Below are 16,258 nucleotides of genomic sequence, written 5' to 3'. Positions count from 1 at the left end.
CCAATCAAATTACGTTATGCGTAATTGGATTACGATAAAAATAACCCGGGCGTGCCAAGACCTCTTCAACCGAGCGAAAGGCCACTGCCTATACTCTGTTCAGGAGGCTCCATGAACCTCGATTCGACGGCGTCCGCGCTGGCTTATCAGTCAGGCTTCGGTAACGAATTCAGCAGCGAGGCGTTGCCCGGCGCATTGCCTGTCGGCCAGAACTCCCCGCAAAAAGCCCCCTATGGCCTCTACACCGAATTGTTCTCCGGCACCGCGTTCACCATGGCCCGCAGCGAAGCGCGGCGCACCTGGATGTACCGCATTCAGCCGTCGGCCAACCACCCGGCGTTCGTCAAACTGGACCGGCAACTGGCCGGCGGCCCCTTGGGTGAAGTGACCCCCAACCGCCTGCGCTGGAACCCGTTGGAGATCCCGAGCGAGCCCACCGATTTCATCGACGGGCTGGTGAGCATGGCGGCCAACTCGGGCGCGGAAAAACCGGCCGGGATCAGCATCTACAGCTACCGCGCCAACCGCTCCATGGAACGGGTGTTTTTCAACGCCGACGGCGAGCTGCTGCTGGTACCGCAACTGGGCCGTCTGCGCATCGCCACTGAACTGGGTGTGCTGGAGCTGCAGCCGCTGGAAATCGCGGTACTGCCGCGCGGCCTGAAATTCCGTGTCGAACTGCTTGACCCGCAAGCCCGCGGCTACATCGCCGAGAACCACGGCGCGCCGCTGCGCCTGCCGGACCTGGGGCCGATCGGCAGCAACGGCCTGGCCAATGCGCGGGACTTCCTGACCCCGGTCGCCCAGTACGAAAATCTCCAGCAACCGACCACCCTGGTGCAGAAATTCCTCGGCGAGCTGTGGGGGTGCGAGCTCGATCATTCGCCGCTGAACGTAGTGGCCTGGCACGGTAATAATGTGCCGTACAAATATGACCTGCGCCGCTTCAACACCATTGGCACCGTCAGTTTCGATCACCCGGACCCCTCGATCTTCACCGTCCTGACCTCGCCCACCAGCGTGCACGGCCTGGCCAACCTCGACTTCGTGATCTTCCCGCCACGCTGGATGGTGGCCGAGAACACCTTCCGTCCACCGTGGTTCCACCGCAACCTGATGAACGAATTCATGGGGCTGATCCAGGGCGAATACGACGCCAAGGCTGAAGGCTTTCTGCCGGGCGGCGCGTCGTTGCACAGCTGCATGAGCGCCCACGGCCCGGACGGCGAAACCTGCACCCGGGCGATCAACGCCGAACTGGCGCCGACGAAAATCGACAACACCATGGCCTTCATGTTCGAGACCAGCCAGGTGCTGCGCCCGAGCCGTTTCGCCCTGGACTGCCCACAATTGCAAAACACCTACGATGCCTGCTGGGCCACGCTGCCCGCCACTTTCGACCCGACCCGGAGATAACCCATGACTCAGACTTCCATCACTCGTAGCTGGGTTGCCTCCGCCAACGGCCATGCTGATTTCCCGCTGCAGAACCTGCCATTGGGCGTATTCAGCGTGAAGGGTTCGGCACCGCGCAGTGGTGTGGCCATCGGCGAGCATATTTTCGATCTGGAAGCGGCACTCGATGCCGGTCTGTTCGACGGCGCGGCAAAGACTGCAGTCGAAGCCACCCGTGGCGGCCAACTGAATGCTTTTTTCGAGCTGGGTCGCGAGGCGCGGGTGGCGTTGCGCGAACGTCTGCTCGAGCTGCTGCAAGAGGGCAGCACCCTGCACGGCAAGATCGAAGCCCAAGGCGCGAAACTGCTGCCGCTGGCGGCCAATTGCGACTTGCACCTGCCGGCGAAAATCAATGACTACACCGACTTCTACGTGGGCATCGAGCACGCGCAAAACGTCGGCAAACTGTTCCGCCCGGACAATCCGCTGCTGCCCAACTACAAGTACGTGCCGATCGGCTACCACGGCCGCGCCTCGACCATTCGCCCGTCCGGCACCGACGTGCGCCGTCCGAAAGGCCAGACCCTGCCGGCCGGTCAGACCGAGCCGACCTTTGGCCCCTGCGCACGCCTGGATTACGAGTTGGAGCTGGGCATCTGGATCGGCCAGGGCAACGAGCTGGGCGACTCGATCGCCATCGGCGACGCCGCCGATCACATCGCCGGTTTCTGTCTGCTCAACGACTGGTCGGCGCGGGACATCCAGGCCTGGGAATACCAGCCACTGGGGCCATTCCTGTCGAAAAGCTTCATCACCAGCATTTCGCCGTGGGTGGTGACCGCCGAAGCACTGGAACCGTTCCGTCGCGCGCAACCGGCCCGTCCCGAAGGCGATCCGCAGCCGCTGCCGTACCTGTTCGACAAGCGCGATCAGGCCGCTGGCGCCTTCGACATCGAACTGGAAGTGCTGCTGCTCACCGAAGCCATGCGCGAGCAGAACCTGCCGGCCCATCGCCTGACCCTGAGCAACACCCGGCACATGTACTGGACCGCGGCGCAACTGGTCGCCCACCACAGTGTCAACGGCTGCCAGCTGCAGGCCGGTGACCTGTTCGGTTCGGGCACCCTGTCGGGACCGGAAAACGGCCAGTTCGGCAGCCTGCTGGAAATCACCGAGGGCGGCAAAAAGCCGATCGAACTGGCGTCGGGCGAGGTGCGTAAATTTCTCGAGGACGGCGATGAAATCATCCTGCGCGCCCGTTGCAGCCGCGAGGGTTTTGCCTCCATCGGTTTCGGCGAATGCCGCGGCAAAGTGCTGCCGGCACGTTGAGAGGATCGGCTCATGGAACTCTATACCTACTACCGTTCGACGTCGTCCTATCGGGTGCGGATCGCATTGGCGCTCAAGGGCCTGGACTATCAGGCGCTGCCGATCAACCTGATCGCACCGCCGGGTGGCGAGCACCGACAACCGCCATACCTGAGCGTCAACCCGCAAGGCCGGGTCCCGGCCTTGCGCACGGATGAAGGTGAGCTGTTGATCCAGTCACCGGCAATCATCGAGTACCTGGAAGAACGTTATCCACAGGTGCCGCTGTTGTCCAAGGACCTCACGGCACGCGCCCGTGAACGCGGCGTCGCGTCACTGATCGGTTGCGATGTGCACCCGCTGCACAACGTCAGCGTGCTCAACCAGCTGCGGCAGCTGGGCCACGATGAAACCCAGGTGGTGGCGTGGATCGGGCACTGGATCAGTCAGGGGCTGGCGACGGTAGAGCAGTTGATCGGCGCTGAAGGTTATTGCTTCGGTCCGCAGCCCGGGCTGGCGGATACCTACCTGATCCCGCAGCTCTACGCCGCCGAACGCTTCAATATTTCGCTCGAGGCGTATCCGCGGATTCGTCGAGTGGCGGCACTCGCCGCGGCACACCCGGCATTCATCAAGGCGCATCCGGCGAACCAGCCAGATACCCCTTGACGCAACACACCTCTGTAGGAGCGAGGCTTGCCCGCGAAGAGGGAGTGTCAGTCGGCATCCATGTAGCTGACACACCGCATTCGCGGGCAAGCCTCGCTCCTACAAGGGGTCTGCGTTCAATGGACGATTGAGTTAGGGGGAAGGTGTCCCAGCCGATCCGTCAGACGTATCCGCTGGATCGGGTCGTCGCTGAGCAGCAACGCATGCTCAAGGTCGAAGCGCTCGGCGTTCGGGCAATCCAGCCGTTGATACAGGCTGGCCCGGGCCAGGTAATCGGCGGCGCTGGCGTTGCCCAATGCCAGCACTCGTTCGGCATCGATCAGGGCGCCGATGTAGTCATCGTTGGAGAGGTGCAACTGGCGCAGGTTGCGTGACAGCCGTTGCAGCATTTGCACCGGCTCGGCGGTCAGCAAGTGCTCGGCGCTGAGTTTCATGTTCGGGCCATACTGGCGCAGCAGCAGTTCCCGGCAATCGTTGGGGTACAGGCGACGGCCACCGCAGGGGTCGAGCAGGTGATCGGCACCCGGTACGCGCAGCAGGAAATGCCCGGGAAAGTTGACCCCGACCATGGAGATTTCCAGCCGCCTGGCCAGCTCCAACGCAATCAACCCCAGAGCCAGCGGCTGGCCACGCCGGCGTTCCAGCACCTTGTTGACCAAGGCCACCTGCGGGCGCAAGGGCGTGAAGTCGTCCTGGGCGAAGCCCAGGTCATTCATGCGCCGCAACAGGGGCTGGGCTAGTTCGCTGACCGGCAACATCGGCAAGCCAGAACTGATCCGCTGCTGCAGGTCCTTGAAGTCTTTCAGGACCGCCTCTGCATTCACCTCTTTGTCGTGTTCGGCCGCGATCCACAGCGCCGCGTCGAACAGCGCGGGCGGTGAACGTTGTAGACAGGCGAAGAAACATTGGCGCGGCGTCATCAAAATCTCCGGGGTATGCCTCGTTTTAGCCTCGTCTGCGACATTCGTCCAGTACCCCGCGCCAGCCATCCCAGGTTATTTCCGAAAGCCTGCTTGGCGGCTGCGCTTATTCCGGCGCGCTTCTGCAATTTTTGAGCGCAAGCCTATACTGGCGCTACGAGTAGTCATTCGGGAGCCCTGCTATGTTCGCTCTCATGCAAAGCACTCGCCTTGAATCGCTGCATTTGAGCGTCGACCCGGTCACCGGGTTGAAGGCGGTGATTGCCATTCATAACAGTCGTCTCGGACCTGCCCTGGGAGGCTGTCGTTACCTGGCCTATCCTGACGACGAGTCCGCGGTCGAGGACGCTGTTCGCCTGGCGCAAGGCATGAGTTACAAGGCGGCGCTCGCTGGCCTGGCTCAGGGCGGCGGCGTGGCGGTGATCATGCGACCGGTGCATGTGGAAAGCCGCGCCGCGTTGTTCGAGGCCTTCGGGCGCTGCATCAATCAGCTCGACGGCCGCTACATCACGGCCATCGACAGCGGCACCTCGGTAGCGGACATGGATTGCATCGCCCAACAGACCCAGCATGTCACCAGCACGACCTCGGCGGGCGACCCTGCACCCCACGCGGCCATGGGCGTGTTCACCGGCATACGTGCCACCGCCATGGCCCGCCTGGGCAGCGATAACCTCGAAGGCCTGCGCGTGGCGATTCAAGGGCTGGGCAATGTGGGGTACGCCCTTGCCGAACAGCTGCATGCCGCCGGTGCCGAACTGCTGGTCAGCGACATCGATCACGGCAAGGTGCAATTGGCGATGGAGCAGCTGGGCGCTCACCCGATCGCCAACGATGCGTTGCTCAGTACGCCGTGCGACATCCTCGCGCCCTGCGGCCTGGGCGGCGTGCTCAACAGCAACAGTGTGACGCAACTGCGCTGCGCGGCGGTGGCCGGGTCCGCCAACAACCAATTGACCCACCTGGACGTTGCCGATCAACTGGAGCGGCGGGGCATCCTGTATGCGCCGGACTATGTGATCAATGCCGGCGGGCTGATCTACGTCTCGCTCAAGCATCGCGGCGAAGCGCTGACGACCATCACCGCACACCTGTCGAAAATCAGCTCGCGCCTGACCGAAGTCTTTGCCCATGCCCAGGCGGAAAAACGCTCCCCGGCGCGGGTGGCGGACGAGTTGGCGGAGAAAGTGTTGTACCGTTGAATTAGAAACAGATCAAAAGATCGCAGCCTCGCTCCGCTCGACAGCTCCTACAGGAGTGCGCGTTCCAATGTAGGAGCTGTCGAGCGGAGCGAGGCTGCGATCCTTTGATCTTGAAATGAAAAAGGCCCTGAATTATTCCATTCGGGGCCTATTCAATTTGGGCGTTGCTTACTTCGGCGTCTTGGCCGCTTTGGCTGGCTTGGTCGGCTCAGCGCTCGGTACTTCGACCGGTGCTGCTTCAACCGGTGCAGCCGCTTTAACAGGAGCAGCCGCTTTTACAGGTTCAGCGACTTCAGCAGGCGCGTTCAGCAGTTCGGACAAGGCATCCGGCTGGCTCTTGAACGCCTTGGCAAACACGTCGCGATTTTTTGCCATGTAGATCCCGGCTTCTTCCACTTGCTGTTCAGTCAGGGACGGAACGGCTTTCTGCAACACCTCGGCCAGCAATTCAGCCAGTTCGAGCATTTTGTCATGACGGTCAGCTTCGGCTTTATCCATGAACAAGCGCTCCAGATCTCGGCTGCTGCGGTATACCACTTCGACGGCCATTCACCACCTCACATGCCTTCACATTAAGTTGTCTGTATCGACTACTGTATCTATATACAGCTAAGGATAAGCGAATCCCGTCGCTTTGGGTAGTGGCTTTTGACTGTAGATCGAATTCAGGGTTTGTCAGGGTAAACCGCGTCAAGCCGTTCGCGGGCAAGCCTCGCTCCTACAGGTCTGTGATCCGTAGGAGCGGGGCTTGCCCGCGAAGGCGTCCGTCCAGACACCGCAGACGTGCCTCATTTCCCGCAGCCATCATCTCACCCACATCCCTGGCCTTTTTTCTGCATGCAGAACAACCGTCACGTCCAACCCGCATCATCCGCTCGAACCGAGCTAAGGAAGAATCATCGTGAAAATCAACTGGGCCGAGAAGCTGCGGCAGAACGTGCACCAACTGGCCGAGTCCCTGGGCAACCTGTTTGTCGAAACCTTCCACTACCTGGCGCTGTTCGCCATCGGTGCGGTGACCGCGTGGGCGGCGGTGATGGAGTTTCTGGGGATGCTCGAAGAAGGGCACATCAAGATCGATGACATCTTGCTGCTGTTCATCTACCTGGAACTGGGGGCGATGGTCGGGATTTACTTCAAGACCAACCACATGCCGGTGCGCTTCCTGATCTATGTGGCGATCACCGCGCTGACGCGGCTGCTGATCTCCAACGTCTCGCACCACAATCCGCCGGATGTGGGGATCATCTACCTGTGCGGCGGGATTCTGCTGCTGGCGTTTTCGATCCTGGTGGTGCGTTATGCCTCGTCGCAATTCCCTTCGGTGAAGATCGAGCACCCGCAGCGCAAGATCGGTGCGGGTTCCGGTGAACATCCCGAAGTGGAGAAGGGCGAGATTTAAAGCCCCACGGCCGGCTGGCTGTGGCTTTTGACCTGGGGTGGCGGCAGGTTGCGATTGTCGCCGTCGGTCATGGCTTCGAGGATGGCCACGGCGCTGTGGCCCTGCTCGATGGCGATGCCGAACTGAATGCTTTCCACCAGGCGTTTAAGGCGTTTGGGGTCGTTGCGTTGTTCGGCGCTGATCATCCGTTTGGCCACCACGTGCCCGCTGTTGGACAGGGTCAGCATGATGCTGCCGTCCAGACCCTGAATGCTCAGGTTGATCTGGTAATCCGGTGCGAAGGCATCGGTAATAAGCTGAAAAGGGTTGTCCATGATGCGTCACCGCCTGATTGAACGTGCAGTTGTTGACCGGACGAGATCGGATTGGTTCGCAACACCAGACCATCGGCATTTCATAGCCATATCGCCATCATCGCTTTTGTAGGCGCTGCCGCAGGCTGCGATCTTTTGATCTTGTTTTTGAAAAGCAGAATCAAAAGATCGCAGCCTGCGGCAGCTCCTACCTGAAGCAAAGCAAGGGGCATGCCGGGAAAATTGTCGGACAGTGAATACGGCGGGAGGACTGTTGGCCGATCTGTAGGAGCTGGCTTGCCAGCGAAGGCGTCCTGACAGCCAACACATGTGTTGAATGTTCTACCGCCTTCGCTGGCAAGCCAGCTCCTACAGGGGGGGCTGCCCGTTTCAGGGCCAGGGGGGGCTGCCCGTATCAGGGCATGAATGAATAAATGATCGCAGACAGTGCAATCAAACCGATCAGCACCACGAACACGTTCGAGGCCTGTCCCGAGTACTGGCGCAATGCCGGCACGCGACGGATGGCGTACATCGGCATCAGGAACAACAGGCATGCAATGATCGGCCCGCCGAGGGTTTCGATCATGCCCAGGATGCTCGGGTTGAAGGTCGCCACGGCCCAGCAGCTGAGGATCATGAACAGCGCCGTCGCGCGGTTCAGCCAGCTCGCCGACATCACCCGGCCACGGCCGCGCAGGCTTTTCACGATCAGGCCCTGAAAGCCTTCGCTGGCGCCGATGTAATGGCCGAGGAAGGATTTGGTGATTGCCACCAGCGCAATCAGCGGTGCCGCGTAAGCAATGACCGGGGTCTGGAAGTGGTTGGCCAGGTACGACAGGATCGAGATGTTCTGTGCCTTCGCCGCGGCCAGGTCGGCCGGGGACAGCGCCAGCACACAGCTGAAGCAGAAGAACATCACGGTAACGACCATCATCCCGTGGGCGATGGCCAGGATGCCGCTGCTCTTGCGCTCGGCCTGTTCGCCATAGCGTTGTTTCTGATCGACGGCGAAGGCGGAGATGATCGGCGAATGGTTGAACGAGAACACCATCACCGGGATCGCCAGCCACAGCGTCTGGAAGAACATCGGCAGCGGCATGCCTTCACTGGCGGTGGCGAAGAAGGCGCCGTTCCAGTTCGGGATCAGGCTCAGGCCGAGCAGCAGCAACGCCGCGACGAACGGGTAAACCAGCACGCTCATGCATTTGACGATGACCCCCTGGCCGCAACGAACGATGGCCATCAGACCGAGGATCAACCCCAGCGACAAAATCGCCCGCGGTGGCGGGGCGATGTGCAACTGATGCTCCATGAAACTGCTCAGGGTGTTGGTCAGCGCCACGCTGTACACCAGCAGAATCGGGAAGATCGCGAAGAAATACAGCAGGGTGATCAGCTTGCCGGCGCCGATGCCGAAGTGCTCTTCCACCACCTCGGTGATGTCCCCGGAGCGACCGGACAACACGAAACGGGTCAGGCCGCGGTGGGCGAAAAAGGTCATCGGAAACGCAAGGACGGCCAGGATCAGCAAGGGCCAGAAACCACCGACGCCTGCGTTAATCGGCAGGAACAGCGTACCGGCGCCAATGGCCGTGCCGTAGAGGCCGAGCATCCAGGTGGTGTCGTGTTTGCTCCAGCCCTTGTGGGTTATTTCAGTACTGCGTGTCAGGTCTACAGCGGGATTATCGGCAGCAGGTGTACGTACATCGGTCATCGATCAGGCCTCGTTATTGTTCTTGCTCGGGCTCACGTGTTGCGGACGGTCAGGGAATGCTCCTCAGCACTCCACCCAGCTCACCGCCAGGCCGCCCCGTGAAGTCTCTTTGTATTTGTCATGCATGTCGGCGCCGGTATCGCGCATGGTGCGGATCACCCGGTCCAGGGAAATGAAGTGCTTGCCGTCACCGCGCAGGGCCATTTGCGTGGCGTTGATCGCCTTCACTGCGGCAATTGCGTTGCGCTCGATGCAGGGCACCTGGACCAGGCCGCCGACCGGATCGCACGTCAGGCCGAGGTTGTGTTCCAGGCCGATTTCGGCAGCGTTTTCCAGTTGTTCCGGGGTGGCGCCGAGCACATCTGCCAGACCGGCGGCGGCCATCGCGCAGGCCGAACCGACTTCGCCCTGGCAGCCGACTTCGGCGCCGGAAATCGAAGCGTTTTTCTTGCAGAGGATGCCGACGGCAGCAGCACCCAGAAAGAACGCGACCACGTCGTCGTCCGACGCGTCCGGATTGAATTTCATGTAGTAGTGCAGCACCGCCGGAATGATCCCGGCCGCGCCGTTGGTCGGTGCCGTGACCATGCGTCCGCCGGCCGCGTTTTCTTCGTTCACGGCGAGGGCGAACAGATTGACCCACTCCATGGCCGACAGGGTCGAGGTGATGACATTCGGCTTGCCGATTTCCAGCAGGCTGCGATGCAATTTCGCGGCGCGACGCGGAACATTCAGCCCGCCGGGCAGGATGCCTTCATGCACCAAGCCCTGCTCGACGCACTCGCGCATCACCGACCAGATGTGCAGCAGGCCCTGGCGGATTTCGCTTTCGCTGCGCCAGGCCAGTTCATTGGCCATCATCAACTCGGAAACCCGCATCCCATGCTGGTTGCAGAGCTTGAGCAGTTCGGCGGCGCTGGAGAAATCGTAGGGCAGCACGACGTCGCTGGCCGGCGCAATGCCGGACTCGGCTTCGGCCGCTTCGATAATGAAACCGCCACCGATCGAGTAATATGTTTGCTCCCACAATTCACCGGTGTCGCCGAAGGCGCTCAGGGACATGGCGTTGGGGTGATAGGGCAGGCTCTCGTCCAGCAGCAGGAGATCGTGCTGCCAGTTGAAGGCGATGGTGGTTTTGCCCGCCAGGTTGAGCTCGCCGGTTTCGCGCAGGGCCTGGATTCGGCTATCAATGGACGCGGGATCGATGCTGTCCGGCCATTCGCCCATCAAGCCCATGACACAGGCGCGGTCGGTGGCGTGACCGACGCCGGTCGCCGACAAGGAGCCATAGAGGCGGATCTCTACCCGCCGTACGTCGTCCAGCAGGTGGTGGTCAATCAGGGCCTGGGCGAAGGTCGCGGCGGCGCGCATCGGACCGACGGTATGGGAACTGGACGGACCGATGCCCACTTTGAAAAGATCAAAAACACTGATAGCCATGCTAAAGCCTATACAAGCAATGGAGGAGAAATCGCTGCCATTTTTGTAGGACAAGCGCAATCTCGGCGATACTGCCTCCCTTGGTCCTACGTGACCAACGAAACTTTCTAAGACAGCCTTTAGCAGGACTAAACGATGAGTCGTCAATTGCACGCCCAGACCTACGTCTGGCTGCACGTGTTTTCCTGTGCCGCGCGGCACTTGTCGTTCACCCGATGCGCCGAAGAACTGCACATCACGCCGGGTGCGGTCAGTCAGCAAATCCGCCAACTGGAGGAGCGGCTGGGCTTTCGCCTGTTCCATCGTCGTGCTCGCGGGGTGGAATTGAGCGCCGAAGGCCAGCGGCTGGCCATCACAGTCAACGAGGCTTACGGCAGCATCGATGCAGAATTACGACGACTGGACGCGGGAATGATCAGCGGGATTTTGCGGCTGCGCTCGATTCCCTCCTTCCTGAGCAAGTGGCTGACCCCGCGGTTACCGCGTTTGCAGCAGCGTTTCCCGGATATCCAATTGCGCCTGGTGGCCGAGGACAGCAGCGTGCCCTTGCACGAGGGCGACTTCGATCTGGCCATCGACCTGAACGACGGCAGTTATCCCGGCTTGTTATCCACAGCCCTGCTCGACGAGCAAATCTTTCCGGTGTGTGCCCCGAGCCTGTTGCGTGGCCGCCCGCCGCTGCATGGCCCGGCGAACCTGGTGCACTTCCCGTTGCTGCACGACATCACCGCCTGGCGCGGCAGCTATGAATACGCGGAATGGGAGTTCTATCTCAATGCCATCGGTTTTGAAGGCGCGGACGTCCGGCGCGGGCATACCTTCAATCGCAATCACCTGACCATCGAAGCGGCGATTGCCGGCATGGGCGTGGCGATTGCGCGGCGAACGCTGCTCAACGATGAGCTGGAGCGCGGGACGCTGATCGTGCCGTTTGGCCTGGCGGTGCCCAATCACAAGCGGTATGTGCTGCTCTACGCGCCGGGCGCGCTGAGTCATCCGGGCGTGCGTGCGGTGCATGACTGGCTGGTGGAAGAGGCGGGGATGTTTCGTAGCCTGCACCCGCTGGGGGAGCGGCAGATGTGAGCCGTTCGGGACATCGGAGCGGGGCGACCCAACTCCCGACCTTAGCAGCGCTTTTACCGGTTGTCCGACTTTTTTTGCAAATCCATATTTATCTTTATCCAGGGGTTGAATTGTTTCGCGCGCACACCGATTGTGTAAGTAAGAGGTCACGGTGATGACGCCCAAGGGCCAGCCGATGCGCCTCTCGCGAGCTAGCTGAAATAAGGGATGAACTATGCAAATCCAAGTCAACAGCGATAACCATATTCAAAGCAGCATCCGACTGGAGGAGTGGGTACGTACTACCATTGAGAGCACGCTCGAACGTTATGAAGAGGACCTGACCCGTGTCGAGGTTCACCTGCGGGACGAAAACGGCGACAAGCCCGGACCGCACGACATGCGCTGCCAGCTGGAAGCGCGGCCAAAAGGCCACCAACCGATTTCTGTCACCCATAAAGCCGACTCCCTGGAACTGGCGATCGACGGGGCGGCCACCAAACTGGAACATGCGCTGGATCACCTGTTCGGCAAACTGCGGGGCAAACCACGTGCCGCTGTGGTGCCGTTCGAGAGGGGGGCACACGCAGATGTGCTTCTGGAAGAAGAGTTTCTCGAGAACGAACAGGCTGCGCAAAACGGCTGAAGTCTGATTCACTTTTACCCTCCCACACAGAACGGGCCTGCTTATGCAGGCCCGTTCGCGTTTGTGCGCCATGCATGATCGTGACGTGTCTTTCAAAACGCCTTGGATCCCCTGATCGGCAGTGACGATCTCATCGGATCGTTTTGCATATGCGAATATTTATCATTAATATTGCGACCTTGCTGGTCCCGTGACTTCACGCGATCCCACCCTCGTTTCAAGGTCGAAACATGAAAGGCAAAAGTCTCCCTGTTTCCTATCGACTGGCGGTCACTTCGCGGGTGCTGGCCGCCGTGTTGGGCGGTTACCTCGTGGCGGCGCTGGCCAGTGTCAGCCTGAGCCTGTGGTTGCCCATGGCTCGCGCCGAAGCCGTGGTGACCGGGATGATGACTTCGTTTCTGGCCTACCTCGTCGCGGTGCTGTGGTGTTTTGCCTGCCGCAGCGCATGGCAGGCCTGGTGGGGACTGATCGTGTCGAGCCTGGTGCTGGCGGCACTGTCGGGCCTGGCGTACTGGGTGGGTCACTGATGAAAGAGGGTTTTCGTCAGGCCATGGCCTGGCTGCACACCTGGACCGGGCTGATCTTCGGCTGGCTGCTGTTCGCCATTTTCCTGACCGGCACCCTGGCCTATTTCAAGGACGAGATCAGTCACTGGATGCAGCCGGAGATTCCCGCCCGGTCCGCTACCTCCGAGGCCAGCCTGAGCCTGGCCCAGGATTATCTTCGGCGGCACGCCGCCGGGGCTTCGCGCTGGCTCATCGATCTGCCCGATGCACGGGAACCGGGTCTTTCGGTGCGGTGGCAGCAAACCCCGGCCAAGCGTGGCGAGCGGGGTCAATTCACAGAAAAACTTCTCGACCCGCAAACCGGCGCCGAAGTGCAGGGCCGGGAAACCATGGGCGGCGACTTCTTCTATCGCTTCCACTTCCAGCTGCAGATGCCGTATCCGTGGGGCCGCTGGTTGTCGACCATTGCGGCCATGGTGATGTTCGTCGCGTTGATCAGCGGGATCATCACCCACAAGAAAATTTTCAAGGACTTCTTCACCTTTCGCCCGCGCAAAGGCCAGCGTTCCTGGCTCGACGGGCACAACGCCGTGGGGGTGCTGGTGTTGCCGTTCCACCTGATGATCACCTACAGCAGTCTGGTGATTTTCATGTCGATGGTGATGCCGGCAAGCATCCTCGCCTCGTACAAGGGCGATGTCCGGGTGTTTTACGATGAGGTGTTTCCGGCTTCCAATACGCCTGAGCCCGCTGGCCAACCGGGTCAGTTGGCGCCGATGGCACCGCTTCTGGAACAGGCCCGCCAATTATGGTCGGGCGGTGGAGTGGGGCGGCTGACGGTAAACAACCCGGGCGATGTGAACGCCTCGGTGGTGCTTTTCCGTGATGGCAGCGACCAGGTGGTCCACGACTTCGGCAGTGCAGTGACCTTCAATGGCGTCACCGGCCAGTTGCTCGGCACGACACCGCAACAGCGTTTGCCCATGGCGATTTCCGGGGCCTTCTACGGTTTGCACATGGGCCATTTCGCCGGCCCGGTCTTGCGCTGGCTGTACTTCATTTGCGGGCTGGCAGGCACGGCAATGATCGGCACCGGGCTGGTGATCTGGCTTGGCAAGCGTCAGCTCAAACATGTGAAAAGCGCGGCGATGCCGTTCGAGTTGCGGCTGGTGCAAGTGCTGAACATCGCCAGCATGTCGGGGTTGATGGTCGCGGTAGCGGCGTACTTCTGGGCCAATCGCTTGTTGCCGGTCGAGATGGCCGGGCGCGCGGATTGGGAGGTGTACAGTTTCTTCAGCGTCTGGGGCTTGAGCGTGCTGCATGCCATGCTCCGCCGTGGTCGCGCGGCGTGGGTCGATCAATTGGCGCTGGCAGCGTTGCTGTTTTGCGCGGTGCCGCTGTTGAACGCCATGACCACGCCCTATCACCTGGGTGTCACCTTGGCGCAGGGTGACTGGGCCATGGCCGGCTTTGATCTGACGTGCCTGGGCAGCGGTGTGTTTCTCGCTTGGGCGGCGTGGAAAATGCAGCGCTCGGCGCACGCTCGAAGCGTTACCCGAACATCGCGTGGGCAATCGAGCGTCCTTGAGCGAGGGGCGCACTGATGTTGCTTGGCTTTTTGTTTTGCTATGGCGGGTTCACCGCGCTCTGCTTGTCGATGGATCGGCATCATGCCGAACTGCTGGGTCGCAAGCCCTCGGCCCGGCGCCGTCAAGGCATGCGCATCGGTGGCTGGCTGCTGTTGGCCTTGTCCTTGTGGGCGGCGGTGTCGGTGGCGGGTTGGGGACTGGGGCTGGTGCAATGGTTTGCGGTGTTGATGCTCAGTGCCTTGTTGCTGGTGCTGTTGCTGCCGTATCGCCCGCGCCTGGCGCTGTCGTTGGCCGGGGTGAGCCTGCTCGCCAGCCCCGTTGCCGCGTTTGCGCAGTGCTGACCGCATGATCACCCGCCCTCCGGAACCCCGCGATGAGGAGCATCGGGGCGCCCGTGCGCATTTCCTCCAGGTGTTTCTTTCCCAGCGTCCGCAAATGGAAGCGCTGGTGAGTCGGCGCGTCGGTTGTCGGGCGACAGCGGCGGACCTGGTGCAGGACTTGTTCCTGCGCTTCTGGCGCCGGCCGCTGGTGCAGGTCGAAGAACTCAGCACCTACCTGTTGCGATGCGCCGGCAATATCGCCATCGACCATTTGCGCAGTGAAGGCACGCGGGTACGGGTCAACGAAGGCTGGATGCCGGATGCGCCGGACAGTCACGGCAGTGAACCGCAAGCGGCACTCGAGGCGGGCAACGATTTGCGCCACGTCGAAGCCGCGTTGCGCGCATTGCCCGAACGTACGCGGCAGATCTTTTTGCTCAACCGCATCCACGGGCGCAAATACGCCGAAATCGCCAAGGCCATGGGTTTGTCCCAAAGCGCCGTGGAAAAACATATGATGCGCGCCCTCGAAGCCTGCAAGGCCAGCCTTCGCGAACCCCAACCGCGCACGCCAGGGAAAGCACCGTGAACACCACCGAACGCGTCACCCCGACGCCGGCTCAGGAGCAGGCGGCATTGGCCTGGCTGAGTCTGTTGCATGACCAGCCCGGCAGCGGCGATCAGGCGATCTTCAGCCATTGGTTGCAGGCGGACCCCGCCCACGCCGAGGCGTATGCCCGGGCGCAAGTGGTGTGGGAGTTGACCGAAGCACCGGCGCGAACCTTGGCCGATGAAGAAGCCCTGGCCCTGCAGGGATACCTGAACACCATGAACCGCTCGCGCCGGCCCAGCGTGCGGCGTTGGGGCGGTGCGTTGGCAATGGCGGCGTGCCTGGTGCTGATGATCAGCCTCGGCGCAGGCTGGCAGCCGTCGCGCTGGGTGGATGATCTGGGGGCGGACTATGTCTCGGCACCGGGGGAAATCCGCACCGTGACCCTGGCGGATCAGTCGCAAGTCACCCTGGATGCCGACAGCGCGATTGCCGTGGATTTCAGTCGCGGCGAGCGGCATGTGCAGTTGCGTCGCGGTGCCGGCTTTTTCCGCGTGACCCATACTGGCGAGCCGTTTGTGGTCGAGGCTGAAAAGGGTCAGGCGCGGGTGCTGGGCACGCAGTTCGAAGTCCGTCTGCAACCTCGTGGCGCGCAGGTCACGGTGTTGTCCGGACGGGTCGGTGTCGCGGCGGATAGACAGTCCGAGCAACAGATTCTCACGGCCGGCCAGCAAGTGGCTTATGGCGATGGCCTGGCGGAAAAACTCCACAGTGTCGACAGCGAAGCACAGTTGGCCTGGCGTCAGGGTTGGCTCAATTATTACAAGGCGACACTGGCCGAGGTGGTGCAGGACCTGGGGCGGTATTACCCGGGGCGGATCATGCTGCTCAACGATGAGCTGGCGGCGCGGCGGATCAGTGGCAGTTTTCCGAGCAAGGATCCGCAGGCGGTGTTGAGTGCGTTGCAGGGGGTGTTGGGGTTTGAGCAGCATCGCGTTTTGGGGCAGCTGATTATTTTGCGGTGAGGCGGCCGGCCCCTTCGCTGGCAAGCCAGCTCCTACAGGGGAATGCATTCCAAAATGTAGGAGCTGGCTTGCCGGCGAAGGCGTCAGATCAAACACCCCATCACTCCCGATAAAAATATTTTCAACTTTCTGGTGAGGTAAACCCAAACGCCATCCGTGTAGTGACTGAAACTGCGAGTCATTCGCATCCGCTGCGGTTCTACACAGGTCATGA

General features: G+C 61.5%; 16 protein-coding genes and 1 pseudogene. 12 read left to right on the top strand and 5 right to left on the bottom strand.

The features are described 5' to 3' along the window. Positions 1 to 111: 111 nt before the first annotated feature. The 3 genes from hmgA to maiA are packed head-to-tail and all read left to right on the top strand — an operon-like array spanning position 112 to position 3,372. Complete coding sequence (gene hmgA, locus ACA062_RS28045; RefSeq protein ID WP_497453941.1) at positions 112 to 1,416, top strand: homogentisate 1,2-dioxygenase; 1,305 nt, start codon at positions 112 to 114, stop codon at positions 1,414 to 1,416. A 3-nt stretch (positions 1,417 to 1,419) separates the two neighbouring features. Beyond that, entirely contained in the window at positions 1,420 to 2,724 is a 1,305-nt protein-coding gene (gene fahA, locus ACA062_RS28040) for a fumarylacetoacetase (RefSeq protein ID WP_497453940.1), read from the top strand. A 12-nt stretch (positions 2,725 to 2,736) separates the two neighbouring features. Further along, positions 2,737 to 3,372, top strand: a complete 636-nt coding sequence (maiA, locus tag ACA062_RS28035) for a maleylacetoacetate isomerase (protein WP_497453939.1) — start codon at positions 2,737 to 2,739, stop codon at positions 3,370 to 3,372. 116 nt (positions 3,373 to 3,488) lie between these two features. Here maiA and ACA062_RS28030 read toward each other — a convergent pair whose 3' ends face one another. Then, a complete protein-coding gene (locus tag ACA062_RS28030) occupies positions 3,489 to 4,292 on the bottom strand; it encodes a SirB1 family protein (RefSeq protein ID WP_497453938.1) in 804 nt (267 codons plus the stop codon). Positions 4,293 to 4,474: 182 nt separating this feature from the next. On the opposite strand from ACA062_RS28030, the gene ACA062_RS28025 reads away from it, so the two are divergent. Continuing rightward, positions 4,475 to 5,494: a Glu/Leu/Phe/Val dehydrogenase family protein gene (locus tag ACA062_RS28025; protein WP_497453937.1), complete on the top strand. Its 1,020-nt coding sequence runs from the start codon at positions 4,475 to 4,477 to the stop codon at positions 5,492 to 5,494. A gap of 294 nt (positions 5,495 to 5,788) precedes the next feature. Here ACA062_RS28025 and ACA062_RS28020 read toward each other — a convergent pair. Further along, positions 5,789 to 6,043, bottom strand: a pseudogene (locus ACA062_RS28020) (YebG family protein); the annotation flags it as partial. A gap of 352 nt (positions 6,044 to 6,395) precedes the next feature. Here ACA062_RS28020 and ACA062_RS28015 point away from each other — a divergent pair. Then, positions 6,396 to 6,896, top strand: a complete 501-nt coding sequence (locus ACA062_RS28015) for a phosphate-starvation-inducible protein PsiE (protein ID WP_064679662.1) — start codon at positions 6,396 to 6,398, stop codon at positions 6,894 to 6,896. On the opposite strand, the gene ACA062_RS28010 is transcribed toward ACA062_RS28015, so the two are convergent. The 3 genes from ACA062_RS28010 to ACA062_RS28000 form a co-directional block, all read right to left on the bottom strand. Then, on the bottom strand, positions 6,893 to 7,210 hold the full coding sequence (locus tag ACA062_RS28010; protein WP_497453936.1) for a DUF3509 domain-containing protein: 318 nt from the start codon (positions 7,208 to 7,210) through the stop codon (positions 6,893 to 6,895). The two genes, ACA062_RS28015 and ACA062_RS28010, sit on opposite strands and share 4 nt — an antisense overlap. A gap of 394 nt (positions 7,211 to 7,604) precedes the next feature. Further along, positions 7,605 to 8,906: a serine/threonine transporter gene (locus ACA062_RS28005; protein ID WP_497453935.1), complete on the bottom strand. Its 1,302-nt coding sequence runs from the start codon at positions 8,904 to 8,906 to the stop codon at positions 7,605 to 7,607. A 63-nt stretch (positions 8,907 to 8,969) separates the two neighbouring features. After that, positions 8,970 to 10,346 carry an L-serine ammonia-lyase gene (locus tag ACA062_RS28000; RefSeq protein WP_497453934.1) on the bottom strand — a complete coding sequence of 459 codons (1,377 nt, stop codon included), beginning with the start codon at positions 10,344 to 10,346 and terminating at the stop codon, positions 8,970 to 8,972. Positions 10,347 to 10,481: 135 nt separating this feature from the next. Between ACA062_RS28000 and ACA062_RS27995 the strand changes: the two genes are divergently transcribed. The 7 genes from ACA062_RS27995 (at position 10,482) to ACA062_RS27965 (ending at position 16,044) form a co-directional block, all read left to right on the top strand. Continuing rightward, positions 10,482 to 11,429 (top strand): LysR substrate-binding domain-containing protein, encoded by a 948-nt coding sequence (locus ACA062_RS27995; protein WP_497453933.1) that lies wholly within the window; start codon positions 10,482 to 10,484, stop codon positions 11,427 to 11,429. A 214-nt stretch (positions 11,430 to 11,643) separates the two neighbouring features. Beyond that, a complete protein-coding gene (locus tag ACA062_RS27990) occupies positions 11,644 to 12,054 on the top strand; it encodes an HPF/RaiA family ribosome-associated protein (RefSeq protein ID WP_059403312.1) in 411 nt (136 codons plus the stop codon). 230 nt (positions 12,055 to 12,284) lie between these two features. Beyond that, positions 12,285 to 12,581 (top strand): DUF3649 domain-containing protein, encoded by a 297-nt coding sequence (locus ACA062_RS27985; RefSeq protein WP_497453932.1) that lies wholly within the window; start codon positions 12,285 to 12,287, stop codon positions 12,579 to 12,581. Further along, positions 12,581 to 14,164 (top strand): PepSY-associated TM helix domain-containing protein, encoded by a 1,584-nt coding sequence (locus ACA062_RS27980; RefSeq protein ID WP_497453931.1) that lies wholly within the window; start codon positions 12,581 to 12,583, stop codon positions 14,162 to 14,164. Before ACA062_RS27985 ends, ACA062_RS27980 begins: the two co-directional genes overlap by 1 nt. Continuing rightward, positions 14,164 to 14,490, top strand: coding sequence for a DUF3325 domain-containing protein (locus ACA062_RS27975; protein ID WP_497453930.1), 327 nt, complete (start codon positions 14,164 to 14,166; stop codon positions 14,488 to 14,490). The genes ACA062_RS27980 and ACA062_RS27975 overlap by 1 nt, the downstream gene beginning before the upstream one ends. 4 nt (positions 14,491 to 14,494) lie before the next feature. Then, a complete protein-coding gene (locus ACA062_RS27970; RefSeq protein ID WP_497453929.1) occupies positions 14,495 to 15,058 on the top strand; it encodes an RNA polymerase sigma factor in 564 nt (187 codons plus the stop codon). Next, positions 15,055 to 16,044 carry a FecR family protein gene (locus tag ACA062_RS27965; protein ID WP_497453928.1) on the top strand — a complete coding sequence of 330 codons (990 nt, stop codon included), beginning with the start codon at positions 15,055 to 15,057 and terminating at the stop codon, positions 16,042 to 16,044. Before ACA062_RS27970 ends, ACA062_RS27965 begins: the two co-directional genes overlap by 4 nt. Positions 16,045 to 16,258 lie beyond the last annotated feature (214 nt).

Source organism: Pseudomonas sp. LBUM1679 (assembly GCF_059695565.1).
This window is presented reverse-complemented; position numbering and strand designations above follow the sequence as displayed.

What these genes read in the sequence shown, in the direction of transcription:
- ACA062_RS27970 (WP_497453929.1), top strand. Translation starts at nt 14,495, where the DNA reads ATGATCACCCGCCCTCCGGAACCCCGCGATGAGGAGCATCGGGGCGCC.
- ACA062_RS27980 (WP_497453931.1), top strand. Translation starts at nt 12,581, where the DNA reads ATGAAAGAGGGTTTTCGTCAGGCCATGGCCTGGCTGCACACCTGGACC.
- ACA062_RS28000 (WP_497453934.1), bottom strand. Translation starts at nt 10,346, where the DNA reads ATGGCTATCAGTGTTTTTGATCTTTTCAAAGTGGGCATCGGTCCGTCC.
- ACA062_RS28030 (WP_497453938.1), bottom strand. Translation starts at nt 4,292, where the DNA reads ATGACGCCGCGCCAATGTTTCTTCGCCTGTCTACAACGTTCACCGCCC.
- ACA062_RS28025 (WP_497453937.1), top strand. Translation starts at nt 4,475, where the DNA reads ATGTTCGCTCTCATGCAAAGCACTCGCCTTGAATCGCTGCATTTGAGC.
- ACA062_RS27995 (WP_497453933.1), top strand. Translation starts at nt 10,482, where the DNA reads ATGAGTCGTCAATTGCACGCCCAGACCTACGTCTGGCTGCACGTGTTT.
- fahA (WP_497453940.1), top strand. Translation starts at nt 1,420, where the DNA reads ATGACTCAGACTTCCATCACTCGTAGCTGGGTTGCCTCCGCCAACGGC.
- ACA062_RS28010 (WP_497453936.1), bottom strand. Translation starts at nt 7,210, where the DNA reads ATGGACAACCCTTTTCAGCTTATTACCGATGCCTTCGCACCGGATTAC.
- ACA062_RS27990 (WP_059403312.1), top strand. Translation starts at nt 11,644, where the DNA reads ATGCAAATCCAAGTCAACAGCGATAACCATATTCAAAGCAGCATCCGA.
- ACA062_RS27985 (WP_497453932.1), top strand. Translation starts at nt 12,285, where the DNA reads ATGAAAGGCAAAAGTCTCCCTGTTTCCTATCGACTGGCGGTCACTTCG.
- maiA (WP_497453939.1), top strand. Translation starts at nt 2,737, where the DNA reads ATGGAACTCTATACCTACTACCGTTCGACGTCGTCCTATCGGGTGCGG.
- ACA062_RS27975 (WP_497453930.1), top strand. Translation starts at nt 14,164, where the DNA reads ATGTTGCTTGGCTTTTTGTTTTGCTATGGCGGGTTCACCGCGCTCTGC.
- ACA062_RS28005 (WP_497453935.1), bottom strand. Translation starts at nt 8,906, where the DNA reads ATGACCGATGTACGTACACCTGCTGCCGATAATCCCGCTGTAGACCTG.
- hmgA (WP_497453941.1), top strand. Translation starts at nt 112, where the DNA reads ATGAACCTCGATTCGACGGCGTCCGCGCTGGCTTATCAGTCAGGCTTC.